Genomic DNA, 26,065 nt, shown 5'->3' with positions numbered 1-26,065 from the left:
GCTTATTCCTGCGCACTCTCTAGCAATCTGGCTAACGCGAGCAAGCTCCCCTCATCATTGTGCTTCGCAATGAGCTGCATGCCAATTGGCAAGCCGTTGTTACTTCCGAACGGGACCGAGATGCAGGGGTGCCCGGTAAAGTTAGTGGGTGCCGTTAAGCGAGTCAAAAATCTAAACATCGGAAAATTTTCGCCACCGATAGTGAAGGATCTTTCGCCAAGTAGCGGCGCGACACTGCCGCATGTTGGGACCAGAATTGCATCGACAGATTCGAGCGCCCGGTCGAAAGCATCGATTGCGAATTGACGGTATCGCAGAGTACGAATGTACTCGTCTGCCGAAATAGTCGCTCCCCCGAGCAGACGGTTACGTGTTTCATCGCTATAGGGCTCTCCCCTTTGGAGAGCTTCACTATGCGCGGCGTAAGATTCCGCTAGGATGACGGTATGCTGAGCCTCCGAGATAGCCTGTATCGCCGGGATATCGACTTCCGCGATATCGATTCCGAACTCCCTGAACTTCAGTTCTGCCTCCCGCCACGCCTTTGCCACTGGTTCGGTCAAGTAGTCGCCGTAGTACCTTCTTACCAATCCCACGCGACGGACTGTCGCGGCCCGACGTAGCTCTGATGTGTAGACTCCAATGCGCCCGGTCATTGCCTCAAGCATGACGGCACTATCGAAGACGGTCCGGGTCATGGGGCCTACATGGTCAAGCGTATGGCTCACCGCGAAGACTCCTTGACAAGAGACTAGTCCGTAAGTCGGCTTAAGGCCAACGATGCCGCACAGCGCCGCGGGTAGCCGGATCGACGCGCCTGTGTCAGACCCAAGTGCTGCCAAACACATTCCCGAGGCGACAGCTGCCGCAGACCCGCTGCTCGAACCACCTGAGATATGCGCGGTGTTGAAAGGGTTTTTTACCGGACCGAAGAACGACCTATCGCCCGTTGGACCATACGCGAATTCGTGAGTATTGGTTTTTCCAACGATGACGGCGCCTTCGCACCGGAGTCGGCGAACGACATCCGCGTCGCGCGCAGCTGCCGGCGCATTAGCGAATCGTTCAGAGCCATTTGTTGTGGAAAGGCCTACTACGTCGATGATGTCTTTTACCGCGACCGGCACACCGTGCAGTATTCCCAGGGAAGACCCCCTCTTCGAAAGGTCGTCGCAAAAGCGGGCGGCTGCTATTGCGCCTTGTTGGTCCAAGGAGATGAAAGCATTGAGGTGCGAGCGGTCAATTCTCGAAAAGCATTCACGAAGAGTCTGATAAGAGGGCTCACCGCCAGCTTGGCTTTGGTGCAAGTTATTGATAATGGATTTCATGATTACCTTTAGTGGCACCGTCTACTGGGCCTCACGCGTTGCTTCTTCGCCTGAAGGCCGCAAAGTGAAGAAGAGTCCAGCGGTTGGTGCACGAACAAGGTGCGCGGCTTCGCGGGGGCGCTGCGTCCATCCAACATCCGTTGGCGCCCGCGTCCATGTTAAGTATGCGACAACGAATACGCAATAGTATGCAAAAAATGCTTCCGATGTAAGGGTATACCCGCGAAAATGGTGCGCGACACACTGCCCAGCACAAAACCTCATTGACCGTCGATAATGTATGCAATACCGTATGCGAAGATTTTTAAAAAGTCGACTTGGAGGGAATGAGAGATGCCTGCCTCAGAATCACTGAATGCGAATTCTGTATCGGAACGCGGAGTAAAGGCCCGAGCCACCTGGGAAGCCGCAGTCTATCGGAAAATTGGATGGAGATTAATTCCACTTTTAATCATCTGCTACACCATGGCCTACCTAGATAGAGTGAACGTCGGCTTCGCAAAGATGCAAATGATGTCGGATTTAAAGCTAAGCGATACTATTTACGGCCTCGGTGCCGGCATATTTTTCATTGGATATGTCCTCGCTGAAGTGCCAAGTAATATTATTTTGCACAGGGTTGGTGCGCGCCGGTGGATTGCACGAATCATGGTGACTTGGGGCCTGACTTCGGCTGCCATGGTATTTGTCAGTTCACCAACTTCGTTCTACGTTCTACGTTTTTTGCTTGGCGTGGCAGAAGCGGGTTTCTTTCCAGGGATTATCTATTACCTGATGAACTGGTATCCGACTCGCCGTCGTGGCAGCGTGCTTGCCATGTTTTATCTTGCCGCTCCATTTTCAGCGATTCTTGGAGGCCCGCTGTCCGGAGCGTTACTGAAGACTATGGTTGGCATTCCGCCGCTTTCCCCTTGGCAATGGATGTTTGTAATCGAAGCAATTCCTGCGATTGTTCTCGGCATCGTTGTGCTCTGCGTCCTTAAGGACCGCATCGAGGATGCTTCGTGGCTTCAAGAGGACGAAAAGCGCTTTGTGCGTTCACAACTCTCGTTAGAAGATGGTGAGAAAGTTCACATTCCACTTCGGCGAGTGTTTGGAAATAAACATGTCTGGCACCTCAGCGCACTTCTTTTTACTATCGTAATGGCTATGAACGGAGTGTTCTTCTGGATGCCAACCTTAATCACTGAATCCGGAATTAAGGATCCGCTAATGGTTGGGCTGCTCAGCGCTGTCCCATACCTGGCTACCGTTCCCGCAATGCTTCTCATTGGACGGCACTCCGACAAGACTAATGAGCGCCGCTGGCATATGTTTGCCTTGTGCATTGTTGGTATGGTGGGTTTTCTTCTGAGTATTCAATGGCAGCACTCCACCATGTTGCTGCTCTGTGCCATGACGCTGGCGACCATGTCTGTCTGGGCAGTTTTACCGCTTTTCTGGACCGTGCCGACTGCGGTTTTTCAGGGGGTTTCCGCGGCAGCCGGCATTGCTATGATTAACTCGCTTGGCGTTACGGCCGGTTTTGTCGCTCCCTACATGGTCGGAGTGCTGCGAGACGTCACGGGAAGCACTAATGCGGCGATGTATGTCCTTGCTGCGCTATGGGTCGTGGGGGGGCTCCTCGTGGTGAAGCTTCCCGCCGACTGGGTAGCACGAAAGTAAAACTGAATTTGAGGCGGGCGTGATACTTCGGTGCCGGAGTTACTGACCGCCTCTGGCGGAGGCGAGATTTGCTATACTTTCTTATTCGCTATCGTATCCATTGTTTTCAACTCTTATGCATTTCGCAAATGACGGCAAACGCCATGTTGTTAAGAAGGCCCCGACAGGTAAAGTGAGCGTGGGCGGCAGCACTAATCGGGCGGGAGGGGGGGCACAAACGCCCGAGGAGGCGGTCACACTGCCGGAGGCAGCATATCAGGCGATTCGCGGGCATATTCTCGATAATCGGTGGTCTCCGGGATTCCAAATGACTGAGCAAGAAATCGCTACAGAGTTTGGGATGAGCCGTACTCCCGTACGTGAGGCGATGCTCCGCCTACAGCAAGAGGGCCTCATTGCGGTGGTGCCGCGTCATGGTATGCGCGTCCTTCCCATTTCTCCGTCGGACATGAAGGAGATTTATGAAGTTCTTACGTCGCTTGAGGGGACCGCGGCTGAACTCGCAGCTTCTAAAGAATTATCCGACGAGGAACTGCACGTCCTAGACATTGCATTGGATGCAATGGACGATGCACTTAAGAAAGATGACCTGGACGCATGGGCGAAGGCAGACGAGGACTTCCATGCTCAGTTGTTGGACTTATGTGGAAACAGATTAATCAAGCAGCTCGTATCTAACACGTGGGACCGTGCTCATCGAGCGCGCATGGTCACGCTTCGCCTGCGAAGCAAGCCCATCAAGTCGACTCGGGAGCACAGGGCGATGGTAAAGGCCATTCGTCAACGCGATCCTGCCGCGGCGCGAGAACTTTTGAGAGCACATCGGGAGCGCGCTGGAGGTGAACTGCTTGAGATACTGGAAAAGTTTGGCCTTAAGCGCTTATAGAAATCCAACTTCATTGCCGTCTTTTCTCGTCTCGACGAGAGGGACGGCGTGTAGTTGCTTACATCGGATGGCCGCCAGTTGTCCTAGAAGATGTGACGGAGCTTCCTCGCCATGTCCGCTGATGCCGTGTTCATCGTTAGGATTGGCAATCTCCTTTGCTAGCTAGGCGGTGCATTCCCTTGAGACCGGCGGGCATGCCCTCGGAGATTCCATCCCCGACCCATGCGCGGGAACACTGTTCATAGACTGCATACGGGCCAGTCCCCACACCCTTTCGCGGTTCGTCTAGAAGTCTCAGCACCAGGCGGTGCTCGCGCCCGATGGCGGGGATGCAGTCTGGTCGACGAAAGGTGCCGAAGTGGTGTGCGAGCGACGCACTGTCGCAGAGCTGGCATCTATTTTCCTTCTGTGTCAGACATCACTGAGCAAACTTCGGTCATGACGGCTACGGCAAATCATTGACACCTCTACAAGGCATGCTATAACGTATGCATTAATGCATTCATTGTGGAATTAATCGGTGAGGAGTTTGAGCATGCTTAAAAGGACAACCCAGTTGCTGGATGTTGCAGTATTGCCGGGAGACGGGATTGGGCAGGAAGTTATGCCTGCTTGCCTTGAAGTGCTGGAGGCGGTGCAAAAGGTTTGCGGAATTTCGATGTTGCACTGCACCACCTACAATGCCGGTGCACAGTACTACGCGAAATCCGGGGTAGCTCTGCCCGACGAGACACTACGGGCTTGCAAGAAGTCCAACGCAATTTTGTTCGGAGCAATGGGCTGGCCGGACATTCGGCACAAGGACGGCACCGAAATTATCCCCCAGCTCGACTTGCGGATGGAATTGGGTCTTTATGCTGGAGTTCGCCCCATCCGGTGGTTTCCCGGTTTGCCTAGAGTGCTCACAGATGAGCGGGCAAAGCAGATTGACTTCGTTCTAGTGCGCGAGCAAACCGAAGGCCTCTTCTATGCGCGAGGACGCGGACGGGTTGAGAACGACCAGGAGGCATACGACACGATGCAGATTACCCGCTCCGGCAGTACGCGGGTAAGCGACTTCGCGTTTCGCCTGGCAGAGCAACGTAAGGCGCAAGGGAAGTCATCCCGTGTGACATGTGTTGACAAGGCGAACGTTTTTGCGTCGATGGCATTCTTCCGCAAGGTCTTCGACGAGGTTGCGTCCCGATATCCAGACATCGAGAAGGACCATGCTTACGTCGACGCCATGGCACTTACCATGGTCAAGAAGCCGTGGACTCTTGATGTGATGGTCACCGAGAACATGTTCGGGGACATCCTATCGGACCTAGCCGCAGGCCTCATCGGCGGCATGGGCATGGCATCTTCCGCAGATATCGGTGATGACCACGGCCTATTTCAGCCGGCACACGGCACAGCCCCGGACATCGCGGGGCAAGGAAAGGCTAATCCCTGCGCAATGCTGCTGTCGGCCGCGATGATGCTGGAGTGGCTGGCCTTCCGGCATGACGAGCCTCAACTGGCAACGTGCGGGGCTGTTATTGAGAAGGCCGTTGAGCACGCCCTCGCGTCCGGCGGCGTGGTTCCCATGGAGTACGGCGGCTCTGCCGGTGCGGCGGAGGTGACGAAGGCCGTCATTGATGCCCTCCCAATCGCGCTGCGCGCGGTAACGAAATGAACGCCGCACAAAAGCCGCGGGTAACAGACGGCCATGTTGTGACCGTCTACTTCCAAGTACGCAGCGAACACTTGGACGACTTCAGACAGGCCATTCTTGAGAACGCTCACGCGTCCCTGACCCTAGAGTTTGGTTGCCTTGCGTTCGACGTCTGCGAGGATGTGGAGCGACAAAAGTTCTTTCTCTACGAACTCTATACGAGTGCTCGCGCGTTCGCGGAGCACCTCGAGACCACACATTTCAAGGCATTTGATTCAATGAGCTCGAAGTGGATTAGCGACAAAACCGTCACGCAGTACGCACGCCTGACGTCCGGGGTCCCCGCCATGCAACATGAAGAGGATTGAAATGACGACAGACATCGCATCGGTTAAGGCGATAGTGTTCGACACGTTCGGGACTGTCGTGGACTGGCGGGGAAGCATCATCGCGGACCTCACGCAGTGGGGAAACGACAACGGCATTGACGCTGATTGGGCGCAATTGGTCGACGCGTGGCGCGGGCGGTATGAACCCCAAAAGGACCGGGTGCGGCGCGGAGAGATTGCGTGGACGAATATCGATGACCTCCACTACGAGGCGCTGTGCACTCTGCTTCCGGAGTTCGGACTGAGCAATCTCAGTGACGCCCAGCGCTTGCACGTGAACCGCGTCTGGCACCGACTCAACGCATGGCCGGATGCGGTCGCTGGCCTTACTCGGCTTAAGAAGCGATACGTTGTCGGACCGTTGTCCAACGGGAATATCGCTCTTTTGGTCAACATGGCCAAGCATGCGGGGCTTCCCTGGGACTCGATTTTTTCTTGTGAGCATTTCCAACGCTACAAGCCGCACCCGGACACATATCTGGGTGTCTGCAGGCAAATGTACCTGGAGCCTCACGAGGTAATCATGTGCGCCGCACACAACCACGACCTCGATGCGGCACGGTCGGTCGGACTGCGTGCCGCGTTTGTTCCGCGGCCGACCGAGTACGGGCCGGGGCAGACCACCGACCTGGAGCCGTGTGCTGACTGGGATGTCGTGGCCAGTGACCTGCAAGACTTGGCCACAAAGATGGGCGTTTAAGGCAGAGTAACCCCCTGTACAGCGCCTCTTGGTCGCTAAGTTGCGTCGTCTCCGATACGGTGGCCTAGCGATTCGTCCCTTGGTCGGTGAGACCATGCCGACCACTACCCTTCACGCATACTGGGAGCTAGAAAGTTGCGCTCACACGGTAATAAGCCACTACTCGGTTGCATCGCGGACGACTTCACGGGCGCGACAGACCTTGCAAACAACTTGGTGCGCGCCGGTATGCGCGTGGTCCAAACAATCAGTGTTCCGGCTCCGACGGACGACGCGACAACAGCGTCGACGCTGGTAGATGCCGACGCCATCGTCGTTGCGCTGAAGTCGCGAACAGCGCCTGTGGCGGAAGCCGTTGAGCAGTCGCTTCGCGCAGCGCAGTGGTTGCAACACGTGGGTGTGGAGCAACTGTACTTCAAGGTGTGTTCGACCTTTGATTCTACCGACCGCGGAAACATTGGTCCGGTGGCCGAGGCGTTGGCCGACGCGTTGCAAGCCGGCATCGTTCCGGTTTGTCCGGCCTTCCCTGAAGCGAATCGGACCGTCTACAAAGGGCACCTATACGTCGGCGACGTTCTACTGAGCGATAGCAGCATGCGGCAACATCCGCTTACGCCCATGACGGATTCGAACTTGGTTCAGGTGCTACAACGCCAAATCGACGGTAAGGTCGGCCTCGTCGACCATGCGGTCGTTCGGCAGGGCCCCGACGCCGTTCGCGAACGCCTGGCAGTGCTACGCGCCGAAGATAGACGCTTCGCAATCGTCGACGCCATCGCTTATGATGATCTCGTCACAATGGGCAAGGCATTCGCAGGCCTGCCATTGGTCGTCGCCGGCTCAGGTGTGGCTATTGGCTTGCCACAGAATTTCGGAATCTCCCCGGGGGAAGACGCGGCGCATCTACCGAAGGTTTATGGTGCCCGCGCGATCGTTTCTGGAAGTTGCTCTTCGGCATCGAATGCTCAAGTCGTGAACTTCATCAAGCGTGGTGGAGAGGCATATCCAGTGGACCCGCTTCGCATCGCGGCTGGCAGCGACATCGTCGGCGAGGCACTGCATTGGGCGGGAACGCGCATTTCCGATACACCGGTGCTCTTTTATGCAACCGCTCAACCGGATTCTGTGAAAGCAGTCCAAGCCTTGCTCGGCGTAGAACAGGCAGGCGAACTCGTCGAACGAACGCTATCGTCCATCGCTCTCGGCCTGGTAGAGCGCGGCGTCCGTCAACTCATCGTTGCCGGAGGCGAAACATCCGGTGCATGTGTGCAGGCGTTGGAGGTTCAGCAAATGCGTATCGGCCCGCAAATCGACCCGGGAGTGCCTTGGTGCTACGCCCTGTCTCCTGCAGCCGGTACTGACGGACTTATGTTGACCCTGAAATCCGGTAACTTCGGCACTGTCGATTTCTTCACCAAAGCCTTCGGGATGCTGGCATGACCGAACAAGAACTCAGGCTGGAGATTTGCCGTGTTGGCCGCAGCCTTTTTGAACGGCGGTACGTGCATGGCAGCGCGGGCAATATCAGTGTCCGGCTTGACGATGGATACCTCATCACGCCAACCGATGCCTGCTTGGGCTTCCTCGAGCCGGAACGGCTGGCCAAGGTAGCAAGCAGCGGAGAACAGGTATCAGGCGACCGAGCGAGCAAGACCTTGGCGATGCATCGCAAAATCTATGATGCCGACTCGGAAGCTCGATGTGTCATACACACGCATTCGACGCACTTGGTCGCTCTTACGCTGGCTGGCGTATGGGCGACCGAGGACATTCTGCCGCCTATCACGCCTTACTTCGTGATGAAGGTAGGCCATGTTCCACTCATCCCTTACCACCGTCCTGGCGACCCACGAGCGGCTGACCTGGTTGCCGATGCCATCACCCGTCGCCATTCCCAAGGCGGCAGGATTCGAGGCGTGATGTTGGACCGCCTGGGGCCTAATGTTTGGGGCACGACACCGGCGGGTGCCATGGCGACATTGGAGGAGTTGGAAGAGACAGCACGTCTCTGGCTGATGTCTCACCCGAAGCCCAGCCCATTGGGCGATGAAGCGCTCGATGAGCTTTGCCAGACCTTCGGAGCGATTTGGTAAGCGACTGGTCCGAAGAGTATCTGCCCACGGTCGGGCAGATACGCCGGAAATGCGCACAGAATATTGACGTTTGCGTCACACAGTAGAAGCTGTTTCCCCGGTTGCCGCGCCTCACTGATGTACGCAGGCTCTTTCTCGAACATGGCAATGGGTTCTGCGAGGTCCCGATCCACTTGCTCGGCCTTCGACACGGTTTCGAGTAAGTCGCGCGCGATTGCGAAGGGAACGGAAACGACACCGTCGCGGTCGCCGGCAATGAAGTTGACATTCCCCTGCGCTATAGGAAAGCCAATGTAACGTCCACCGCGCTCGCCAGGTATGCCAGGGGAGACCGCCTTGGCGTACACCGCGAAACGCGGCATTTCGCACGTCATCTCAATCGCGGACGACCCCGTCTGTGACTACGGCGACGATGCCTTTGCTCTTCAGGAGCTCGACAGTACGCTCCCCAACTACTGCAGCTATTGAGTTGTTGTTTGTCGCTACGGCCATGACGTCGCCGGGACTAGCAAACCGGGTCGCAGCATGTACCGCAAAAATTTCGTGGGCTGCCGCGGTCAAAGGCAACGCCGAGCCTACAAACGGTTTGAACTCATCTGTGTACCGCTTGCCGCTCATATTGACCTCCTCGGTTGCCACAAATTATGGCATCGAAGATGCCTACGAAACTCTGGTCGGTCCATGTGCGGATGGCCAGTTGGGTCAGACGTTATTGATGGCCTGCTACATCATGCGGCACATACTCGACCTCGAGGTCATGCCTCTCGTCGACTGTAATCTTGACAGACAGTGCGCTGACTGCATCGGTCAACTGCGACACCTTTGATACACCGATGATCGGAGCAGAGACGCCAGCTTTGGTCAATACCCAAGCCAGCGCGACCTGAGCCATCGGCAATTCTCGCTCACGCGCTACCCGCTCCACGGCGTCAATTATCTTCCCGTCAGTTGCCTGCGTTCTGTCGTAAAGCGCTGTACCAACGCCGTCCGTCTCAATTCGGCCTGTCTGAGCTCCAAAAGGTCTGCTTAACCGGCCACGAGCCAGCGGGCTCCAGGGCATGAGACCGATACCTTGGTCCAGGCAAAGCGGAATCATTTCTCGTTCCTCCTCACGATAGAGGAGGTTGAGGTGATTCTGCATTGAGACGAACTTTGTCCAACCGTGCTGAGCGGCGACTTCTTGTGCCTTAGCGAATTGCCAAGCGAACATTGAAGAGGCACCGATGTAGCGGGCTTTTCCGGCCTTTACGACGTCGTGTAATGCCTCCATCGTCTCCGTGATGGGGGTCTTGTAGTCCCATCGGTGGATTTGGTAGAGGTCTACATAGTCTGTGCCTAACCTCGAGAGGCTCGCATCAATGGCGCTCATTATCGCTTTCCGCGACAGGCCACGGTCGTTGGGCTTGGCTTCCGAAGGAGACAAACCATGGGGCGGGAAGTACACCTTGGTTGCGAGAACGACATCCTCTCGTCTCGTGAACTCACGAATCAGTTTGCCGACGATAACTTCAGAAGTGCCCCCAGAGTAGCTATTGGCGGTGTCGAAGAAGTTGATTCCCTGCTCAATTGCACTGCGGAGGATGGGGCGCGAATCCGCTTCGCCGAGCGTCCATGGGTGTGCACCGGCGTCGGGGGCGCCAAAGGTCATGCAACCCAAACAAAGACGAGAAATGTCCAGGCCGGTCGAGCCGAGTTTTGTGTATTCCATGTAGTAACTCTTTGTTAAAGGGAGCCTCTGATTCGGTCCTCAGTTCTGCGAGGCGGTACCTACCGAGTATGGAGCCACAACATGAGCCAGTCTCTCGGCTGTTGTAATCCCCGGAGCTGCTCCACATTGGGCTTAGGAGCGCCGCGCCGTAAAGCGATGAATTGTATGTGCAGAAGACGAAGTTTCATCTATGCCAACGCGCATACGGAGCCGGATGAAACCATTGCGCATAGGTACGAGAAAAGAAAATGCCCGTCGCGGGCCATCGCGACGGGTTTCTTCGCCTACAGCTGAACTTCAGCGTAAAACGGGTTGCCGTGTATTTTGGGAGGCTGATTCCATGCCTACCACAGCGGGTGCGGTTTCGCGCATCGAGAGCGCGCACAACGTCGAGATAACCCCCAACAGCGAGAACAGAATTGCTGGTCCAATCCAGCCCACCATGCCGTAGAGGCCTGTCGCGACGAAGGGAACTAGTCCGGCCACCAGGGATGCGCCGTTGTAGCCCAGAGAGATGCCTGAGGAGCGCACGTTGGCTGGAAACTGTTCCGAGAACCACGAGGGCTCAACTGCAAAGATGGGGTCGTGGCTCAGCATTAGCGACAACGAGATGGCAGTCACCACCATGATGCTGGCACCTGTGTTGATGAGCATGAACATTGGGATGCCGAACAAGATGGTAAATAAGGCACCGAGCATATACACAGGGCGGCGGCCAATCCTGTCGCTCCATGCGCCGTATATTAGATGGCTGACAAGGCCGATGGCCGAGCCAATCATGGTGCCCCACAGTACATTTTCCTTGGTTGTGATATTGGTAAGTACTACATACGACAGCATGAAGCTGGTTGTAACGTAGTATCCGCCGGTCTCTGCCAAGCGCAGGCCGATGATACGCAACACCTTGCGCCAGTCGTTTCGCAGCACGTCCAGGGCGGGCTGCTTGACGATGGTGTTCTTCTTCTTCATGGCCTCGAAGTCAGGCGATTCTTTGACGCCCAAACGGATGAAGAGACCGATGCCAACCATGACGATAGAGACAAGGAATGGCATACGCCAGACCCAGTCGCCTTCGAAGAGGACAGCCGACATGAGGAACGCGCCGTTCGCCATCAGTAACCCGAGTGGGATACCAACTTGCGGCACTGCACCGAAGAAGCCGCGCCGATTTGGTGGCGAGTGCTCGCACGCCATCAGTACAGCGCCGCCCCATTCCGCGCCGAAACCCACGCCCTGAATCATACGAAGCAGAATCAGGAGAATGGGGGCGACCACGCCGGACTGTTCATAGGTCGGTAGAGCGCCAATTAATACGGTGGCGCCACCCATGGCTAGCAGCGACCAGAACAACACTGCCTTGCGGCCAAGTCGGTCGCCGTAGTGTCCGGCGAGATAACCTCCCAGTGGGCGCATCAGGAAGCCGACGGCTAGGGTCGCGAATGACGCAAGAATGCCAACGAGAGGTTCGGTTGTGTGGAAAAAGATTTTCCCGAACCATCCAGCTGCAGCCGTACCGTAGATGAAGAAGTCGTAGCTCTCAACCGCCGAGCCAATCATGGATGCGATGGATACCTTGACCGCGCCATCCTTCTTCGTCGCGTTAGTCGTGGCAGATGTCATATTGTCTTTGTCTCCAAACGCTTATAGTTTTGTCATTTGCTGGACGGGCGCTTGTGGCGCCACGTCCAGCTTGGGGAGGCCAGATTACGGCCGCCCGTACCTGCTAGTTGACTACTTACTGCTGAAAGGTCTCGATGACTCGGCTATCATCGCGCTGACCTAGGCCGGCCTCGGCAGCCTGGCAGTACCGTGTATGGGAGATGTCGAGCAGTGGCACTTGAGCGCCGCAGCCTTGAGCGGCGTCAACCACCAAACCGCTGTCCTTCACGAAGATGTTGATGGAACTCGTCACCTCGACGTCCGTGCCCTTGAGCATGCGGGGACCACGGTCCGACAGCATCCAGGATCCGGCCGCGCCTTTTTCAATCAGGCCCAGGACCTGTGCCGGGTCCAGACCGAGCGAGCGGGCCAAGTTCAGTGCCTCAGCGGCAGCCACGATATGGACCGAGCAGAGGTGCTGGTTGACGACCTTGATTGCCTGCCCATCGCCAAGCTTTTCACCCGTGATGCGGACTTCGCCCATGGCTTGGAGTACCGACCGTACAGCCTCGATGTCGGCGGCGTCGCCGGCAGCAAAGATGACGAGTTGACCGGTCCGGGCACGAGAGACGCCACCTGTGACCGGGGCATCCACCACGCGCACGCCTGCTTGCCGCAGTCGCTCGCCTTGTTCGCGCACGCTGGCAGGGCCGACCGTGGACATGATGACCCACGTATGGGCGATGGGCTTACCAATAGCGTCATCAACCAGCTTTGCTAGCTGGTCCGGCGTAGCGACCATCACGACGGCGACGTCCGCCGTCGGTAGGTCCGAAACCCGGTTGACGGCAGCAATGCCCTGAGCTTGTGCGTTGCCACAAGCAGCGGATACTACGTCGAAGCCGCCGACGGCGTGACCCGCATTGCGAATCTGGATAGCCATAGGCAGTCCGATGGCGCCCAAGCCGATGAAATTGACGTTCATTTCGATCTTTCCCTCACTTCAACCATGCTTTGATGCGCTCGACGATGACTTCCGTCGAGATGCCGTACCTGTCATGTAGCGTCGGCAGCGCGCCGGCGTCAAGGAACTGGTCAGGCAGGGCCACCACTTCGAGGGCGGGGTAGACGCGTGCCTGCATCAGCGTCATTGCGACAGCTTCGCTGAGCCCCCCCACAGTGCTGTGGTTCTCGGCTACCACGACCAGCCGACCGCTGCGGCGGCACTGCTCAACAATGGTGACCACGTCCAGCGGCTTGATGGTCGGCACGTGCAGCACGCCCACGTCGGCGGTGCCGCCGGCCATGGCCTGAGCCACTTCCAGCGCGCGCATCGTCATGAGACCCGACGAGATAATCAGCACGTCACGGCCGTCGCGCAGCAGCTTGGCCTTGCCCAGCTCGAACTTGTAGTTGTACTCGTCCAGCACCAGAGGCACCTTGCCGCGCAGCAGACGCATGTAGACCGGGCCCTTGTACTCGGCGATCGCGGCGACGGCTTGCTCGGTATCGAGGGCGTCGCAGGGGTCGACGACAGTCATACCCGGGATGGCGCGCATCAGCGCAAGGTCCTCGGACGCCTGATGGCTCGGGCCGTATCCGGTGGTCAGGCCGGGCAGAGCCGCGCAAATCTTGACGTTGAGGTTTTCCTCGGCGATGACTTGGTGGATGAAGTCATACGCGCGGCGGGTGGCGAACACCGCATAGGTGGTCGCGAACGGAGTGAAGCCTTCCTTCGCCATGCCACCGGCGGCAGCCATCAGCAACTGCTCGGCCATGCCCATCTGGAGGAAGCGCTCGGGGAACGCTTGACCGAAGATGTGCAGGTCGGTGTACTTCGAGAGATCGGCGGTCATGCCGACGATTTCCGGACGCTTCTCGGCCTCGGCGACCAGCGCATGGCCAAACGGCGCCGCGGTGGTGCGCTGGCCCTCTGCAGCGATGGAGGCAATCATCGCCGAGGTGGTCAGGCGAGGCTTGGCGGGCGCTTGGGACTGGGTCGGAGTTGTGTTCGCGGCAGCGGTGCTCATTGCTCGGCTCCGTTGGATTGGGTGGCGGCGTAGTTGGCGTCCAGAACCGAAATGGCGTGCTGCCATTCATCCGCTTCAACGCGGATGAAGTGGTTCTTCTCGCGGGTTTCGAGGAAGGGGACACCCTTGCCCATCAGCGTGTCGAACAGAATCACGCGAGGCACCGGCTCCTTCAAATTACGGGCACGGTCGAACGCCTCAATCACGGCAGGTAGGTCGTTGCCATTCACGCGCTGCGTGTACCAGCCGAAGCTCTGCCACTTGTCCGGCAGCGGCTCAAAGCCAAGCACTTCGTGCGACACGCCGTCAGCCTGCTGGCGGTTGACGTCGACCAAGCAAATCAGATTGCTGAGCTTGTGGTGCGAGGCCGACAGGGCAGCTTCCCAAGTTGAGCCTTCATCCAGTTCGCCGTCGGACATCGAGTTGTAGACGAAGGCCGAGCTGCCCTTCATCTTGAGACCCAGCGCCATGCCCACACCAATGGGGAGACCTTGGCCCAGCGAGCCGCCCGAGATTTCCATGCCCGGGGTGTAAGTAGCCATACCCGACATTGGCAGGCGGCTATCATCGGAGCCGTAGGTCTCCAGTTCCGCCTCATCGATGATGCCGGCTTCAATCAGAGCGGCGTAGAGCGCTATGGCGTAATGACCATGCGACAGCAAGAAGCGGTCGCGGCCTTCCCACCCGGGTTCGCCCGGGCGGACCTTCATGGCATGGCAGTATGCCGTAGCCAACACATCGGCATAGCCGAGCGCCTGGCCGATATAGCCTTGTCCCTGCACTTCGCCCATGCGAAGTGCGAACCGCCGGATGCGCCACGCATGGTGGGCTACAGCGGCTTGCGGCGAAATCTTGCTCGCCTCTTGTGCCGGATTTGCAGTCATCGTCTCCATTCCTATCTCGCAGAACATGTTTGTTGCCCTTTCGCCGAAGGCGCGACGTGAAAAATCTCTCACGTATGGCTCGATACAGCGGGGATTGATAAAGGCTATCACCTCGTTTTCGAGACCACAAAAGAAACATTTGACGTTATAGGTGATTTGATTTCACCTATTCGCCGTGGGTAGGCTTTTTCTTCATTTGGCGCTTGTTATGGGGTGGCATAACGAGCCAACTCAGCGGCGAGTGAGGAAACGAGAATCACGGTTGTTGGCCCTACGTGAGCGAGCCAATTCTCAGCGATGGTCTGCGGCGCGGCACCTTGCGCACTTGGCGGGCTTGTGCTTTGAGAGACCCGAGGGGCCGCTTCCAAGGTAAGGGGCGCGCGAGATTGCCACGCATTGCGCGCAAAGTGCTCACGCCTGTCCTGCCGTAGTGAGCCGCACCGGATTTGAACGGACCCCCGAGAGTTGGACACGACCTTGGAGGTTCCGTGAGGAAATTCGATGTAAAGCTTAAGCAGAAGGTGGTTCGCGAGTACCTTGCTGGCAAAGGGGGCTATAAGGTCCTTGCGGCGAAATTCGGTATTGCAGAAAGCATGGTGAGGCGATGGGGCGCGGCATATCGTCACCATGGTAACGCTGGGCTCATCCGGCAGCGTGGTGCTTACACCATTGAGTTCAAGCTTGAAGTGGTGCACCGGGGCGTGGCTGAGAACCTTTCCTGGCGGGAGCTGGCTACCATTTACAATATCGGCAATTCGCACAGCATCACGATGTGGCAACAACAGAAAGCACGGGGAGAGCTCCGTTCGCTAAAGAGCATGCGCCCGTCGGGACGGGATGTTTCGGTGCCAGCAAAGAAAAAGACCTCGAACCAGTCGTTGGAAGCTCCGCGATCTGATGAGTCGGACCAACTGCTTCGTGAGAATCAGCAGCTACGCGCGGAGGTCGCGTACCTAAAAAAATTCAATGCCTTGGTTCTAGCAAAGAAGTTGGCGCGGCAGAAATAGCCAAAATAGTGCTTTAACTGAGGCAGGAATTCCCCTTGACCGATCTTCTCCAGGCGGCGAGGTTGCCACGCAGTACGTACTACTATCGGGTCAAAACGTTGGCCACCCCAGACCGGCATGGTGGGCTCAAGGCGAAGATTCAGGCTGTCTATGCTGCACATCGCGGCTTGTATGGCTATCGTCGCATCTCCTTGGATACAGCCATGGCCTCGCTGTCCACGTCGGCCAGCGTGCCAGCGAGATAGTCCGGGAGCCTAATCAGTTCGTCGAAGCGATGCTTGCCAATTTCCTCAGGAATTTCAAAGCCAAGGGTGGCCAGGGATGCGCCGAGATTCTGAGCCTCTCGCTGCTCAAACGTGGCGAACTCGATTGCCTGGATCAGGTAGTACACGTACGTTAGGTCAGACACCACGGCATCATGGCGCTCAAAAAGCGCATCTCGGTCGGAAATCCAACGGATGGCTCTGGCGCTCAGCGCTTGGTTGAGCATGTTACAGAGGGTATCAGGGCACGTGATACGTTTATCCAAGAGTTCTCCGGCTTGGTCAAGGTCGGCACGAAGAATCGGTCTCGCCAATCCATAAGTTGCACCTGAACAACGAGGCGGCCAGTCGTGTGGAGTGTGTCCCAATACTTCAACTCCGAGAGCGTGCACGTAGACTTTGTCCGAAGTGCTCCGGCTGAAGCCGGTACCTTTGGGGGTAGTTTAGGGGGTATCTGGATTCTTTGTTGTCAACAAACTCCATTATTTACAATGGGTTGCGTTGTTGATGGGAATGACACCCTCCGCCAAGCATCTTGCTTTGCAAAGAAGTGCCCGCTAACCAAGCGGGCATTTTTGTTTTTGCGGTGGGGATTTTTTGTTCTGTCTTTTTCACCGCGCTTGCCAGCGAGGCGACGGCTAGGTGGGCATACCGTTGCGTGCTACGCGTATCCCGATGCCCGAGGATACGTCCCACCGTGAATAGATCGACTCCCGCATTGACCAACGCACTGGCCGCACTGTGCCGCAGGTCATGGAAGTGCAAATGCGACATTTCCACATCTCGTCGTGCTCGCTCGAACGCCCGTTGAATCGTGATCTTTGGCGTGGCTTGCTTCAGGCTCCGTGCACAAGCCGCAATACGCGGGTGTATCGGCACAAGACGGGGTAACCCGTTCTTTGTGTCCGCAGCCCACTTCGGATTTTGCGCTACGTGCATGCTTCCTTTCCCGATTCTCGCGGGCCACGAGTCAGCGATGAAGAGATATTTCGAACGGTACCGGGAAAGAATTGATGCGCAGGAACGAGTAATCAAGCAGCGAGAAGACGATCTTGAATTGCAGCTTGAGGATGATCTTTTCTGGACATCCGACGATGCGCCGGAAAGTGACGCGCAGCGTATTCAACGACATCGAGCAACGTTCCGTGCCGTATTGAAAATCTGATCCGCTCTAGAACGGCCCATCATTTGATGAGCCATCCCCGCGACTACCGAAGTTACCGAAGTAACCTCGGTTTGTCGCCACGCTTCGCCGCACGAATAATGACGTGAGGCCCCATCAACCTATCCGTTGCCACCATCGCTTCCGCGAACGTCTCAAAGTAAATTGCGTGCTCGGGGTCGGACACATGCGCTCGCCTGATTTCTCCCGCTGACTCGTCCCAAGCGTAACCGAGGTACTTCTTGTATTCGTGGAACCAGACAACATGCCCTTCACGCGTCAACGACTTGGGAAGGTCGAGCCGGTCATCCCCCTGACCTCCGCTTCCTTCGTCCTTCCCGCTGGTTCTGTTTGAATCACTCATCAAAGTCTCCTGAGATGTCGATGAATTTAGCCGCGCTAACGACTGAATTCATCATCGCAGGAGTGCCGAGCCTTGCGTTTCAGCAACTTCCGAATATCCCGGCCTATGCGTCGACACTCAAAACGTTTCGACGCACCGCGAAAACGTTTGTGTCGTATGACAGGCGAAATGAATGTGGGCCAAACGTCTGTAGACGACAGCTTGACGACATGCACGGTGCCCAGCCAACTGATGGCACGATTTATGACATCATTTGATGCTATAATTATGCCACTCACATCGATGGAGGTGACATATGCGCACTACTTTGGCGTTGGACGACGAACTTCTCGCGAAAGCGCAGGCATTCACGGGCTTGCAGGAGAAGTCAGCATTGATCCGTGAAGCGCTCAAGGCTTTGATCGAGCGCGAAAGCGCCCGTCGTTTGGCTCGTCTGGGGGGAACAGAGGCAGACCTCACCGATATCCCCCGCCGCCAAACGGAGCCCGCATGATTCTGGTCGACACATCGGTTTGGATCGACCATCTGAGGGCCGGTGACGCCACACTCGTCCGGTTGCTAGAGACTGGACGAGTGTTGGCTCATCCCTACGTGATTGGCGAACTTGCGCTTGGCAGCCTCAAGAATCGCGATGTAGTCGTTTCGACGCTGGGCGATCTTCCGCGCGTTACGGTGGCAACGGATGAAGAGGTCTTGCGTTTCATCGGGGAGCAAACGCTTTTCGGTTTGGGCATCGGCTATGTCGATGCCCATCTGCTTGCGGCAACACGCCTCACGCCCGGTGCCACCATTTGGACACGAGATAAGCGTCTAGCCGCAACGGCCGAGCGACTATCTCTCGCTGCAAAGATTCTTCACTAAGAGAAATCAGCGGTCGTCGGAATTCCGTTCCAGAAAGCCCGGTGCCGATGGCGAACTTGGTGGGGGATTTTTTGACCACAGCATCCCTTTATGATCGTTTTGGCTCTGGCGAGTGGTCCATTCCACCGCCCTCCCCAGCATTTCACACCCCTCGCAATCCGGGTGGGTTCGAATCCCACCCTCTCCGCCAAGCATCTTGCTTTGCAAAAAAGCGCCCGCTAACCTAGCTGGCATTTTTTTCGTCTGTACGCTTCGAATATTAGACATTTGTCTAATATTTCCGGACTTACGACGCCTGCTGCGTCACGCGATTGGGTTCTACTACGCCGCGCCAATGCGACTTCACGTAGATCTCCGTTGTCGTCACGCCATCGTGTCCGCATAGCACTTGGATACGCTCGCATGGTACGCCTGCAAGCCACATATCGGTTGCCCCTTTGCCCTTCAGATCCTATAGCGCGAAGTCCGCAATACCTGCTTTCGTACGAGCCACTCTGAACGTCGCGCTCAGGCGCTTCTCGGCATAGGGTTTGCCATTGCTACGGTGGAGGAGGGTTATGCCTGCGATTTTCTTGCCGGAGCTTCGAGCGAGAGCCAAGCACTCATCAATCTCGGGCGAGATCAATATTTTCAACTCGGCTCCCGTCTTTGACTGGGTGTGATTTGCTCGGCTAAATCCGGACCAGCCGCGATGCGAGCTTTTTGGAGAATTAATCTTTTGCAGCGACAGCAAGATGGAAAAACCCTTGGTAGATCACTCGGGGGCATTTCCCAACAGCAGCGCTTGCGCCTCGACGACCACCTCCACCAGTAGATCGGCAAGCAACCGCACACGTGGTGAGCGTTTGACATCGGGATGCATCACCAGCCATAGCTTTCTTACCGTGGTGCAGACGGGGTCTGGGACCAACGACAATGCATCGTCGTTGGCTGCCAGGAAATGAGGGAGTACCGCGATTCCAAGACCCACACGGGCGGCGTTGAGCAATGCAGTGAGATCGTTGCTCTTGAAGACAAAACGCCGATTGCCGGCAACCTGGGTCAGCCAGCGCTGCTGCGGTACTTGGTCAAGACTATCGTCGTAACCCAGAAACTCCCAGGCATCCGCCGGCCGGCGAATATAACCATGGGCTGCGTAAAGTCCATAACCCATGTCCCCAATGCCACGCGCAGCCAGTCCCGCAGCAGTCGGCCGCGACATTCTGATCGCCAGATCGGCCTCGCCCCGCGCCAGATTGGCATCCCGCGCTTCACCAATAACCTCAAGCTCGATGTTCCGCCACCTGGAGCGCATGGCGGCCAGGCGAGGCACCAGGAAATGGCCAGCCAAGGCAGGCGGGGCCGAAAGTCGGACCGTTCCCTGCAAGGATGAAACGCCGAGTGCTACTCGCGAAAATGCCTGGGCTTCATCGTCAAGTCGGCCGGCCTGGGCGATCAGCGTCTCTCCTTCCGCCGTCAATGACCAGGCTTTGGGCAAGCGGTCGAAGAGCCTGATCCCCAGCGACTGTTCCAGTGCCTCGACGCGCCTTGCCACGGTCGAGTGCTCGACGCCGAGCCGACGAGCCGCGCCCGACAGGCTGCCCGTGCGCGCCAGTTCCAGAAAATAACGGACGTCATCCCATTGGAGGCCACGCTTGTCAACGCCAGCAATGTCTGTGTTTTTTTGCACAGTCGATGTCAAGTTTTTGAGAATTGATGGGTAATTTTGCTGGACGTAAGCTGCGCTTGCAAGCTCATCCATCAGGAGAACACCATGACACCGCGCGAATCATTTCACGCTTCATCAGCAGCGTCCCGGATCGTTATCGGTCAATATGGCGACGCGTCGGCAATGACCACCGTAGACGAACCGTTGCCTCCGCCGGCGGCCGGCGAGATCCGCGTCCGGCACACGGCGATCGGTGTCAACTATGTCGACATCTATCACCGCATCGGCCTTTACCGGCTGCCCTCCCTTCCCGCAGTGCTCGGTGTCGAGGCCGCTGGCATCGTCGAGGCACTCGGGCCAGACGTCCACACGGTGCGCCTGGGCCAACGCATTGCCTACGCCGGCTTACCCACCGGCGGCTATGCCAGCGCCCGCAACCTGCCGGCCGACCGGGCCATCGCATTGCCCGACGACGTACCCGACGATGCGGTGGCCAGTCTGCTGTTGCGCGGCATCACCACTCACATGCTGCTGACTTACGTCTATTCGCTGAAGGCCGGCGAAACGGTGCTCGTGCACGCCGCGGCCGGAGGTCTCGGGCTAGTGCTTGTGCAGTGGGCGAAGGCCATGGGCGCTCGCGTCATCGGCACCGTTAGTTCATCGGCCAAGGCGGAACTGGCCATCGCACACGGATTGGACCACGCCATCAATTACCGCGATCAGGACTTCGTGGCAGAGGTCCTGCGGCTGACGGATGGGCAGGGCGTCGATTACGCTATCGACGGCATCGGTGGAAAGACCCTGCTCGATACTCTCGGCTGCGTACGTCCCTACGGTATGGTCGCTAATGTCGGCCAAGTGGCGGGTGACCCCGGACTGCTCGATCTGTCGCTGCTCGGTCCGGCGCGCTCGGTGGCGCTCTCCCGGCCCGGTGTCTTCCGTTTCATGACGGATCTGGAACGTTACCGCGAAGGTGCACTGGCCACGATCCGGCAACTGCAGGCCGGGCTGCGGCCGACGGTCGGCGATATCCTTCCATTGAGCGAAGCGGCGGAGGCACATCGCCGGCTGGAAGCCGGGCAAACCGTCGGTGCCATTCTCCTGCGTCCCTAAGCAAAAGAAACGAGGATCATCATGCTGTTTCTCATCCTTCTCGACTATCTGCGCCCGCTGTCCGAAGTGGACGTCCACATGGACGACCATCGCGCCTTTCTGAATCGCCATTACGCGGCGGGGCACTTCCTGCTCTCGGGCCGGAAGGCGCCGCGAACCGGTGGCGTAATTCTCGCCAGAGCCAACGCGCTTGACGAAGTCTCGCAATGGATTGCCGAAGACCCCTTTCATCAGGCCGGGGTCGCCAGCTACCAAATCATTGCCTGGGAACCGACGATGGCCGCTCAGGGCATGCCCGACTTCCGAGTGTAGTGTCGCACGCCATGCCTAAACGGCAGCACCGCGAACAGTGCCATCAAATCATCCGGCGAGTTCGCCAAGCAGATGTTTAGCCGTGAGAAAGTGCCGTGCAGACGATACGGTGTCCTGTCTTGAAGTCGGCGACTGATTTGCCGATGCTCGAATGCGCTGACCTCTGCATTCCCGCCAAGCACGTCGCGGAAAAAAGCGCTTTACCGATCCGCGAAGCCTCCCTGTCATGCGACGACCCTATGACAGGGAAGCCGACGCGGGCTTTGCTTCTAGTGCGCCAGAAAGTCGATGACCATGCGATTGAACGCGTCCGCGTGCTCCCACTGCACCCAGTGTCCACAACGGTTGAACACATGCAATTGCGCATTCGGCAAGCCGGCCAGCAGTCGCAGGCCGACATCCATCGGCACGAACCGGTCGTCACGCCCCCAAACGATCAGTGTCGGCGCCGCGACCTCGCCCAATCGTGCGCCATAGTCCGTGAACTGTTTCGGATTCGCGGCAAGGCTCTTCACGAAATTGTCGAGGTGGTCGCGATTCGCGAGCATGTTGTCGAGCCGGGCCTGCATCAGATCCTCGGTGATCGAACTCGCGTCGAAGACGAACACGTTCATCATGCGCGTCAGGTTCTCGATGGTCGGCGCCTTGTACAGACCATTGAGCAGTTTGATGCCTTCCGTCGGCATGGCCACGAATTGGCTCGGCCCGCCGGTGCCGCCGCCCATCAGGATCAGCTTGCCGACACGCGCGGGATTCGACAGGGCGAACGCCACGGTACTGTGTCCCCCCATCGAGTTGCCGATAATGTGCACGCGCTCGATGTCGAGCGCATCGAGCACAGCCTTGAGCACGCGTGCGTTCAGTTCGGAGCGCGACCCGGTGTTGACGACCGGATCGCTTTTTCCCCAGCCAGGGCAATCGACCAGCAGCACGCGGTAGCCGGCGTCGACCATCGGCTCGACGTTGCGGTTGAAATTGGCCCAGCCGGTCGCACCGGGCCCAGAACCATGCAGCATCACGACCGTTTCGGCGCCACTGCCGGCATCGTTGTAGTGAATGCGAAATTCCGCGTCCGCGTCGCGGATCGTCACGAAACGACTCGTGGACGCCTCCGTGAGCGCTATGCCGGCCGATTGCGTTGTCGTCATGATGACTCCCTCTACCAATATTGAATCGTTGAGGATGGCGCGCTTCGCGATGAAGCGCGCCCCCCTCCCAAAGACTTTCTCAAGCGCTCGGAGATGCTCGGCACCGGCCGGTCACCGCCCCGGCTGAGCGACGCCGGCGACCATGCGCGGTGCGAACGTGCTCACCACGCTCAGCGCGGCAACGGCTGCGATCACAATCAACGGAATGCTCGAGGACACCAGCATCGACGCACTTTGCCCCAGCGCGAACAACTGACCGGCGATCAGCGGCCCCAGGATCGAACCGAGACGCCCGACGGCTACCGCCGCCCCCACGCCCGTGCCCCGCACTTCTGTGGCATACGCCTGACCGGCCATCGAATACAGCACCGACTGCCCCCCGACCAGGAACAATCCGCAGAAGAAGGCGCCGCAGGCCATCGTCACCGCACCGTTGGCCCCCGACAACCCGGCCAGTGACAACGCAATGCCGAGGTACATGCCGATCACGGTCAGGCGCGGTGAGCAACGATCCATCACGTTCGCAATGCCGATCGCCCCGATGCCGCCCCCCACGTTGAACATCATGATGGCCATGCCTGCCTGCGCGCGCGACAGCCCGTTGGCCACGACCATCGACGGCAGCCAGTTCATCAGGAAGTACAGGACGATGAGCGTGCCGAGGTAGCTCGTCCACAGTGCGATCGTCGTTCGCGTGCGGCCCTCCTTCCACAGCGCGTGCGTGATGCTCGGTGTCGCGCCGGGCACATCGTGCGGCGCGGTGGTGCCGCCGACGCCGGAGTCACGCGTCACCCGCGTTGCGACAAACTGTGCAGACTCACGCAGATAAAGCCCCAGCAGCGGCACCATCAACATCGGACCGAAGCCGCCGACGTAAAACACGTGACGCCAGCCTTCGTCGCCAGGACTCATGATGCCGATCACGGCAGCGAATGCTGCGCCGAACGGCATGCCGCAATACATGGCGCCAACAGCCGTGCTTCGCTGGCCTTCCGGTGCGGCTTCAGCGCACAGCGCGATCAGGTTGGGCATGGCGGCACCGAGACCGAGACCGGTCAGAAAGCGCGCCGTCAGCAGCGATTCGAAATTCCAGGTGTGTGCCGTGGCGAGCGAGAAAATGCCGAACAGGGCGACAGACAACATCAGCACCCGTTTGCGTCCCCAACGGTCGGCCAGACGCCCGCCAAGTGCGGCGCCGGGCAACAAGCCGATGGCACCGGCGCTGAACGCCCATCCCATCTGCGCCACGGAAAGCGCGAACTCCTTGGCGATGCGTGGCGCCGCCACACCCGCCGACTGCAGATCGAGGCCCTCTAGCAGCGCGATGGCCAAACACAGTCCGATGGTCGCGAGGCGACCCTTGGCGGGCGCCGCGCCTTGCGGTGATGATGCTTGCATTGCTTTGTCTCCAGTTGCAGGAAAATCCGCTCTTCTCGGCGGTCAGGTTGAATCTTGGGCGTTACGCGCCTTACCTCTCGATGCCCGACGGCGCAAAGCCTGGACTTTCTTACGCGAACGTCGCGCGTACGCTGCCCAGACCTTCGATTTCCGTGACGAACGTGCCTGCCTCGGTAACGGGGACCATCGGGCCGAGCGCGCCGGTGAGCACCACGTCCCCCGCGCGCAGCGGCGTGCCGAGTTGCGCCATGCGATCGGCAAGCCAGACCGCGGCATTCAGCGGGTTGCCCAGACAGGCCGCGCCGTTGCCGCGCGAGCGCACTTCGCCGTTGTGCGAAAGCGTCATCGCGCAGGCTGTCAGGTCAATGTCGGCGAGCGCGACCGGGCGGCTGCCCAGCACGAACAGCGCGCTCGACGCGTTGTCGGCCACGGTGTCGACGAAGCGGATATTCCACTGCTCGATGCGGCTGTCGACGACTTCCACGGCCGCGACCGCGTAGGCGGTGGCGCGCAGAATGTCGGCGAACGTGTGTTTCTCGCACGTGAGGTCACGCTCGATCACAAGCGCGATCTCGGCTTCAACCTTGGGCTGGATGAGGCTCGCGAGCGGCATCGGCTGCGCGTCGCCGTAAGCCATGCCGGCAAACAGCGCGCCGAAGTCTGGCTGATCCACACCGAGCTGGCGCTGCACCGCGAGCGATGTCAGGCCGATCTTCCGGCCGACGATGCGCTCGCCCCTGGCGGCGCGCGCGGCGACGTTGCACTGCTGCACCGCATAGGCGCTCGCCATGTCGTCGGGCGCGATTTCGCCGCGAACCGGTGCAATGGGCTGGCGCGTGGCTTCGGCGCGGCGAAGACGTTCGGCGAGGGTCTGAATCAGCGGGGAATTCGACATGGGAGACTCCTTCTATCAGGCGGCCGCGGCCAGTGCCGTTTGCGGCATGGCATGCATCGCGGCAAAGCCGGCGATCCACTCGGGAATCGCACGGTAGTAATCGAGGGACGCACCGTACTCGCCATAAGCGGCGAGCGCCGCGAACGCGGCTACCCACGTACGGATTTCGTGGGCCGATTTGCCGCCGTCGCGCGTGATCGCGTCGTTGCTGATGTCATCGACAGCGCTCAGATGCCCGTCGCAGAGAAGCGTGAGAAACGCGTGGTCCCACTGCGGATTGAGCGGATGCAGATGACTCGTTCCCAACGTGAACGCTTCGGCGGCGGCCACCGTGCGTGCCTGGCGCGCCGCGCGCGACTCGGCGGACGGGTTGCGACCGGCGATCAGACGCTCGGCGACTTCCTCGGTCGCACCGATCAGCTCGGGCACGGGCGGCTCGTGCGAGATACCGCCCGATCCCACCACCAGCACGCGCTTGTCCGTGCGGGCCAGGTGCCGGCCGATGGCATCGCCCAGCAGGCGAGACCGGCGCAGCGTCGCCATCGGCGGCGCGACGGAGTTGATGAACACCGGCACGACCGGGTAGGCATCGAGCCCGCCTGTGAGCACTTCCAACGCATAGGCGCAGCCGTGATCGACCTGCATGCGGTACGACAGCGCGACATCGACCTCCGACGCCAGCACGTGCTCGGCAAGCGCATGCGCGATGTCTGACGGGACCGGCAACTTGCCGGCCAGGCTGTTGAAGTCGCCGATGGCCGTGGCCGCCGCGCCGATGCAGAACGGCGGCATGACGTCGTAGAAGAAGCCGTTGAAGTGATCCGGCGCGAATACGACAACCAGTTCAGGATCAAACGCTCGCACGCGCTCGCGTGCCTGCGCCTGCACCCGCTTCACTTCGGACACGATGTCCTCGGGCGGATCGAAGTAGCCATGCAATGGCGTGTGCGAAATGCATTCGAGATGAATCGGCATC

At 58.7% G+C, this 26,065-nt stretch carries 28 protein-coding genes; 13 read left to right on the top strand and 15 right to left on the bottom strand.

Annotated elements, in window-relative coordinates:
* Positions 1–2: 2 nt before the first annotated feature.
* Positions 3–1,328 carry an amidase gene (locus PCE31107_RS13550; RefSeq protein ID WP_150609027.1) on the bottom strand — a complete coding sequence of 442 codons (1,326 nt, stop codon included), beginning with the start codon at positions 1,326–1,328 and terminating at the stop codon, positions 3–5.
* 333 nt (positions 1,329–1,661) lie between these two features.
* Here PCE31107_RS13550 and PCE31107_RS13545 point away from each other — a divergent pair, with 333 nt between their 5' ends.
* The 7 genes from PCE31107_RS13545 to PCE31107_RS13515 all read left to right on the top strand — a co-directional run bounded on the left by PCE31107_RS13545 (position 1,662) and on the right by PCE31107_RS13515 (position 8,697).
* Positions 1,662–2,993, top strand: a complete 1,332-nt coding sequence (locus PCE31107_RS13545) for an MFS transporter (RefSeq protein ID WP_150609025.1) — start codon at positions 1,662–1,664, stop codon at positions 2,991–2,993.
* Positions 2,994–3,165: 172 nt separating this feature from the next.
* Positions 3,166–3,879, top strand: coding sequence for a GntR family transcriptional regulator (locus tag PCE31107_RS13540; protein WP_343032348.1), 714 nt, complete (start codon positions 3,166–3,168; stop codon positions 3,877–3,879).
* 535 nt (positions 3,880–4,414) lie between these two features.
* A complete protein-coding gene (locus PCE31107_RS13535; protein WP_150609021.1) occupies positions 4,415–5,536 on the top strand; it encodes an isocitrate/isopropylmalate dehydrogenase family protein in 1,122 nt (373 codons plus the stop codon).
* Positions 5,533–5,883, top strand: a complete 351-nt coding sequence (locus tag PCE31107_RS13530; protein ID WP_150609019.1) for a putative quinol monooxygenase — start codon at positions 5,533–5,535, stop codon at positions 5,881–5,883. The genes PCE31107_RS13535 and PCE31107_RS13530 overlap by 4 nt, the downstream gene beginning before the upstream one ends.
* Before the next feature lies 1 nt (position 5,884).
* Positions 5,885–6,604, top strand: coding sequence for a haloacid dehalogenase type II (locus PCE31107_RS13525; RefSeq protein WP_150609017.1), 720 nt, complete (start codon positions 5,885–5,887; stop codon positions 6,602–6,604).
* A 135-nt stretch (positions 6,605–6,739) separates the two neighbouring features.
* Complete coding sequence (gene otnK, locus PCE31107_RS13520) at positions 6,740–8,044, top strand: 3-oxo-tetronate kinase (RefSeq protein ID WP_150609015.1); 1,305 nt, start codon at positions 6,740–6,742, stop codon at positions 8,042–8,044.
* Entirely contained in the window at positions 8,041–8,697 is a 657-nt protein-coding gene (locus PCE31107_RS13515; protein ID WP_150609013.1) for a class II aldolase/adducin family protein, read from the top strand. The genes otnK and PCE31107_RS13515 overlap by 4 nt, the downstream gene beginning before the upstream one ends.
* A 375-nt stretch (positions 8,698–9,072) precedes the next feature.
* On the opposite strand, the gene PCE31107_RS13510 is transcribed toward PCE31107_RS13515, so the two are convergent.
* From PCE31107_RS13510 to PCE31107_RS13485, 6 genes are all read right to left on the bottom strand, one after another.
* Positions 9,073–9,315, bottom strand: coding sequence for an RraA family protein (locus tag PCE31107_RS13510; protein WP_150609011.1), 243 nt, complete (start codon positions 9,313–9,315; stop codon positions 9,073–9,075).
* Positions 9,316–9,406: 91 nt separating this feature from the next.
* A complete protein-coding gene (locus tag PCE31107_RS13505) occupies positions 9,407–10,405 on the bottom strand; it encodes an aldo/keto reductase (protein WP_150609009.1) in 999 nt (332 codons plus the stop codon).
* Positions 10,406–10,702: 297 nt separating this feature from the next.
* Complete coding sequence (locus tag PCE31107_RS13500) at positions 10,703–12,025, bottom strand: MFS transporter (RefSeq protein ID WP_150609007.1); 1,323 nt, start codon at positions 12,023–12,025, stop codon at positions 10,703–10,705.
* Between the two features lie 115 nt (positions 12,026–12,140).
* Positions 12,141–12,989: an NAD(P)-dependent oxidoreductase gene (locus tag PCE31107_RS13495; RefSeq protein WP_150609005.1), complete on the bottom strand. Its 849-nt coding sequence runs from the start codon at positions 12,987–12,989 to the stop codon at positions 12,141–12,143.
* 13 nt (positions 12,990–13,002) lie between these two features.
* Positions 13,003–14,034, bottom strand: coding sequence for a transketolase family protein (locus tag PCE31107_RS13490; RefSeq protein WP_150609003.1), 1,032 nt, complete (start codon positions 14,032–14,034; stop codon positions 13,003–13,005).
* Complete coding sequence (locus tag PCE31107_RS13485; protein WP_150609129.1) at positions 14,031–14,918, bottom strand: transketolase; 888 nt, start codon at positions 14,916–14,918, stop codon at positions 14,031–14,033. Before PCE31107_RS13485 ends, PCE31107_RS13490 begins: the two co-directional genes overlap by 4 nt.
* A gap of 488 nt (positions 14,919–15,406) precedes the next feature.
* On the opposite strand from PCE31107_RS13485, the gene PCE31107_RS13480 reads away from it, so the two are divergent.
* A complete protein-coding gene (locus tag PCE31107_RS13480) occupies positions 15,407–15,925 on the top strand; it encodes a helix-turn-helix domain-containing protein (protein ID WP_174966656.1) in 519 nt (172 codons plus the stop codon).
* 175 nt (positions 15,926–16,100) lie between these two features.
* On the opposite strand, the gene PCE31107_RS13475 is transcribed toward PCE31107_RS13480, so the two are convergent.
* Positions 16,101–16,454, bottom strand: a complete 354-nt coding sequence (locus PCE31107_RS13475; RefSeq protein WP_150608999.1) for a hypothetical protein — start codon at positions 16,452–16,454, stop codon at positions 16,101–16,103.
* Positions 16,455–16,674: 220 nt separating this feature from the next.
* A complete protein-coding gene (locus PCE31107_RS23805) occupies positions 16,675–17,127 on the bottom strand; it encodes a site-specific integrase (RefSeq protein ID WP_150608997.1) in 453 nt (150 codons plus the stop codon).
* Between the two features lie 37 nt (positions 17,128–17,164).
* Here PCE31107_RS23805 and PCE31107_RS13465 point away from each other — a divergent pair, with 37 nt between their 5' ends.
* Positions 17,165–17,353 carry a hypothetical protein gene (locus PCE31107_RS13465; RefSeq protein WP_150608995.1) on the top strand — a complete coding sequence of 63 codons (189 nt, stop codon included), beginning with the start codon at positions 17,165–17,167 and terminating at the stop codon, positions 17,351–17,353.
* A 52-nt stretch (positions 17,354–17,405) separates the two neighbouring features.
* Here PCE31107_RS13465 and PCE31107_RS13460 read toward each other — a convergent pair whose 3' ends face one another.
* Positions 17,406–17,714 (bottom strand): hypothetical protein, encoded by a 309-nt coding sequence (locus tag PCE31107_RS13460; protein WP_130025246.1) that lies wholly within the window; start codon positions 17,712–17,714, stop codon positions 17,406–17,408.
* A 295-nt stretch (positions 17,715–18,009) separates the two neighbouring features.
* Here PCE31107_RS13460 and PCE31107_RS13455 point away from each other — a divergent pair, with 295 nt between their 5' ends.
* Both PCE31107_RS13455 and PCE31107_RS13450 read left to right on the top strand, forming a co-directional pair.
* Complete coding sequence (locus tag PCE31107_RS13455) at positions 18,010–18,207, top strand: type II toxin-antitoxin system VapB family antitoxin (protein WP_150552341.1); 198 nt, start codon at positions 18,010–18,012, stop codon at positions 18,205–18,207.
* A complete protein-coding gene (locus tag PCE31107_RS13450; RefSeq protein ID WP_150608993.1) occupies positions 18,204–18,575 on the top strand; it encodes a type II toxin-antitoxin system VapC family toxin in 372 nt (123 codons plus the stop codon). Before PCE31107_RS13455 ends, PCE31107_RS13450 begins: the two co-directional genes overlap by 4 nt.
* Before the next feature lie 754 nt (positions 18,576–19,329).
* Here PCE31107_RS13450 and PCE31107_RS13445 read toward each other — a convergent pair.
* Complete coding sequence (locus PCE31107_RS13445; protein WP_150609127.1) at positions 19,330–20,244, bottom strand: LysR family transcriptional regulator; 915 nt, start codon at positions 20,242–20,244, stop codon at positions 19,330–19,332.
* Between the two features lie 84 nt (positions 20,245–20,328).
* On the opposite strand from PCE31107_RS13445, the gene PCE31107_RS13440 reads away from it, so the two are divergent.
* Positions 20,329–21,336, top strand: coding sequence for a quinone oxidoreductase family protein (locus PCE31107_RS13440; protein WP_370363615.1), 1,008 nt, complete (start codon positions 20,329–20,331; stop codon positions 21,334–21,336).
* A 21-nt stretch (positions 21,337–21,357) separates the two neighbouring features.
* A complete protein-coding gene (locus tag PCE31107_RS13435) occupies positions 21,358–21,648 on the top strand; it encodes a YciI family protein (RefSeq protein WP_174966655.1) in 291 nt (96 codons plus the stop codon).
* 269 nt (positions 21,649–21,917) lie between these two features.
* Here the strand turns inward: PCE31107_RS13435 and PCE31107_RS13430 are convergent, their stop codons facing one another.
* The 4 genes from PCE31107_RS13430 to PCE31107_RS13415 all read right to left on the bottom strand — a co-directional run bounded on the left by PCE31107_RS13430 (position 21,918) and on the right by PCE31107_RS13415 (position 26,064).
* The gene (locus PCE31107_RS13430; RefSeq protein ID WP_150608991.1) at positions 21,918–22,796 is read right to left on the bottom strand and encodes an alpha/beta fold hydrolase; all 879 of its coding nucleotides are present in this window, start codon (positions 22,794–22,796) and stop codon (positions 21,918–21,920) included.
* Between the two features lie 111 nt (positions 22,797–22,907).
* Positions 22,908–24,194 (bottom strand): 3-(3-hydroxy-phenyl)propionate transporter MhpT, encoded by a 1,287-nt coding sequence (gene mhpT, locus PCE31107_RS13425; RefSeq protein ID WP_150608989.1) that lies wholly within the window; start codon positions 24,192–24,194, stop codon positions 22,908–22,910.
* A 109-nt stretch (positions 24,195–24,303) separates the two neighbouring features.
* A complete protein-coding gene (gene mhpD / locus PCE31107_RS13420; RefSeq protein WP_130025259.1) occupies positions 24,304–25,089 on the bottom strand; it encodes a 2-keto-4-pentenoate hydratase in 786 nt (261 codons plus the stop codon).
* Positions 25,090–25,104: 15 nt separating this feature from the next.
* Positions 25,105–26,064 (bottom strand): 3-carboxyethylcatechol 2,3-dioxygenase, encoded by a 960-nt coding sequence (locus tag PCE31107_RS13415; RefSeq protein ID WP_130025260.1) that lies wholly within the window; start codon positions 26,062–26,064, stop codon positions 25,105–25,107.
* Position 26,065 lies beyond the last annotated feature (1 nt).

It is taken from the genome of Pandoraea cepalis, assembly GCF_902459625.1.
GTDB lineage: Bacteria > Pseudomonadota > Gammaproteobacteria > Burkholderiales > Burkholderiaceae > Pandoraea > Pandoraea cepalis.
Note: the sequence above shows the minus strand (reverse complement) of the source record. Positions and strands in the feature narration are given on the sequence as shown.

What these genes read in the sequence shown, in the direction of transcription:
- PCE31107_RS13550 (WP_150609027.1), bottom strand. Translation starts at nt 1,328, where the DNA reads ATGAAATCCATTATCAATAACTTGCACCAAAGCCAAGCTGGCGGTGAG.
- PCE31107_RS13545 (WP_150609025.1), top strand. Translation starts at nt 1,662, where the DNA reads ATGCCTGCCTCAGAATCACTGAATGCGAATTCTGTATCGGAACGCGGA.
- PCE31107_RS13535 (WP_150609021.1), top strand. Translation starts at nt 4,415, where the DNA reads ATGCTTAAAAGGACAACCCAGTTGCTGGATGTTGCAGTATTGCCGGGA.
- PCE31107_RS13530 (WP_150609019.1), top strand. Translation starts at nt 5,533, where the DNA reads ATGAACGCCGCACAAAAGCCGCGGGTAACAGACGGCCATGTTGTGACC.
- PCE31107_RS13525 (WP_150609017.1), top strand. Translation starts at nt 5,885, where the DNA reads ATGACGACAGACATCGCATCGGTTAAGGCGATAGTGTTCGACACGTTC.
- PCE31107_RS13515 (WP_150609013.1), top strand. Translation starts at nt 8,041, where the DNA reads ATGACCGAACAAGAACTCAGGCTGGAGATTTGCCGTGTTGGCCGCAGC.
- PCE31107_RS13510 (WP_150609011.1), bottom strand. Translation starts at nt 9,315, where the DNA reads ATGAGCGGCAAGCGGTACACAGATGAGTTCAAACCGTTTGTAGGCTCG.
- PCE31107_RS13505 (WP_150609009.1), bottom strand. Translation starts at nt 10,405, where the DNA reads ATGGAATACACAAAACTCGGCTCGACCGGCCTGGACATTTCTCGTCTT.
- PCE31107_RS13500 (WP_150609007.1), bottom strand. Translation starts at nt 12,025, where the DNA reads ATGACATCTGCCACGACTAACGCGACGAAGAAGGATGGCGCGGTCAAG.
- PCE31107_RS13495 (WP_150609005.1), bottom strand. Translation starts at nt 12,989, where the DNA reads ATGAACGTCAATTTCATCGGCTTGGGCGCCATCGGACTGCCTATGGCT.
- PCE31107_RS13490 (WP_150609003.1), bottom strand. Translation starts at nt 14,034, where the DNA reads ATGAGCACCGCTGCCGCGAACACAACTCCGACCCAGTCCCAAGCGCCC.
- PCE31107_RS13485 (WP_150609129.1), bottom strand. Translation starts at nt 14,918, where the DNA reads ATGACTGCAAATCCGGCACAAGAGGCGAGCAAGATTTCGCCGCAAGCC.
- PCE31107_RS23805 (WP_150608997.1), bottom strand. Translation starts at nt 17,127, where the DNA reads ATGCACGTAGCGCAAAATCCGAAGTGGGCTGCGGACACAAAGAACGGG.
- PCE31107_RS13465 (WP_150608995.1), top strand. Translation starts at nt 17,165, where the DNA reads ATGAAGAGATATTTCGAACGGTACCGGGAAAGAATTGATGCGCAGGAA.
- PCE31107_RS13460 (WP_130025246.1), bottom strand. Translation starts at nt 17,714, where the DNA reads ATGAGTGATTCAAACAGAACCAGCGGGAAGGACGAAGGAAGCGGAGGT.
- PCE31107_RS13455 (WP_150552341.1), top strand. Translation starts at nt 18,010, where the DNA reads ATGCGCACTACTTTGGCGTTGGACGACGAACTTCTCGCGAAAGCGCAG.
- PCE31107_RS13450 (WP_150608993.1), top strand. Translation starts at nt 18,204, where the DNA reads ATGATTCTGGTCGACACATCGGTTTGGATCGACCATCTGAGGGCCGGT.
- PCE31107_RS13440 (WP_370363615.1), top strand. Translation starts at nt 20,329, where the DNA reads ATGACACCGCGCGAATCATTTCACGCTTCATCAGCAGCGTCCCGGATC.
- PCE31107_RS13435 (WP_174966655.1), top strand. Translation starts at nt 21,358, where the DNA reads ATGCTGTTTCTCATCCTTCTCGACTATCTGCGCCCGCTGTCCGAAGTG.
- PCE31107_RS13430 (WP_150608991.1), bottom strand. Translation starts at nt 22,796, where the DNA reads ATGACGACAACGCAATCGGCCGGCATAGCGCTCACGGAGGCGTCCACG.
- mhpT (WP_150608989.1), bottom strand. Translation starts at nt 24,194, where the DNA reads ATGCAAGCATCATCACCGCAAGGCGCGGCGCCCGCCAAGGGTCGCCTC.
- mhpD (WP_130025259.1), bottom strand. Translation starts at nt 25,089, where the DNA reads ATGTCGAATTCCCCGCTGATTCAGACCCTCGCCGAACGTCTTCGCCGC.
- PCE31107_RS13415 (WP_130025260.1), bottom strand. Translation starts at nt 26,064, where the DNA reads ATGCCGATTCATCTCGAATGCATTTCGCACACGCCATTGCATGGCTAC.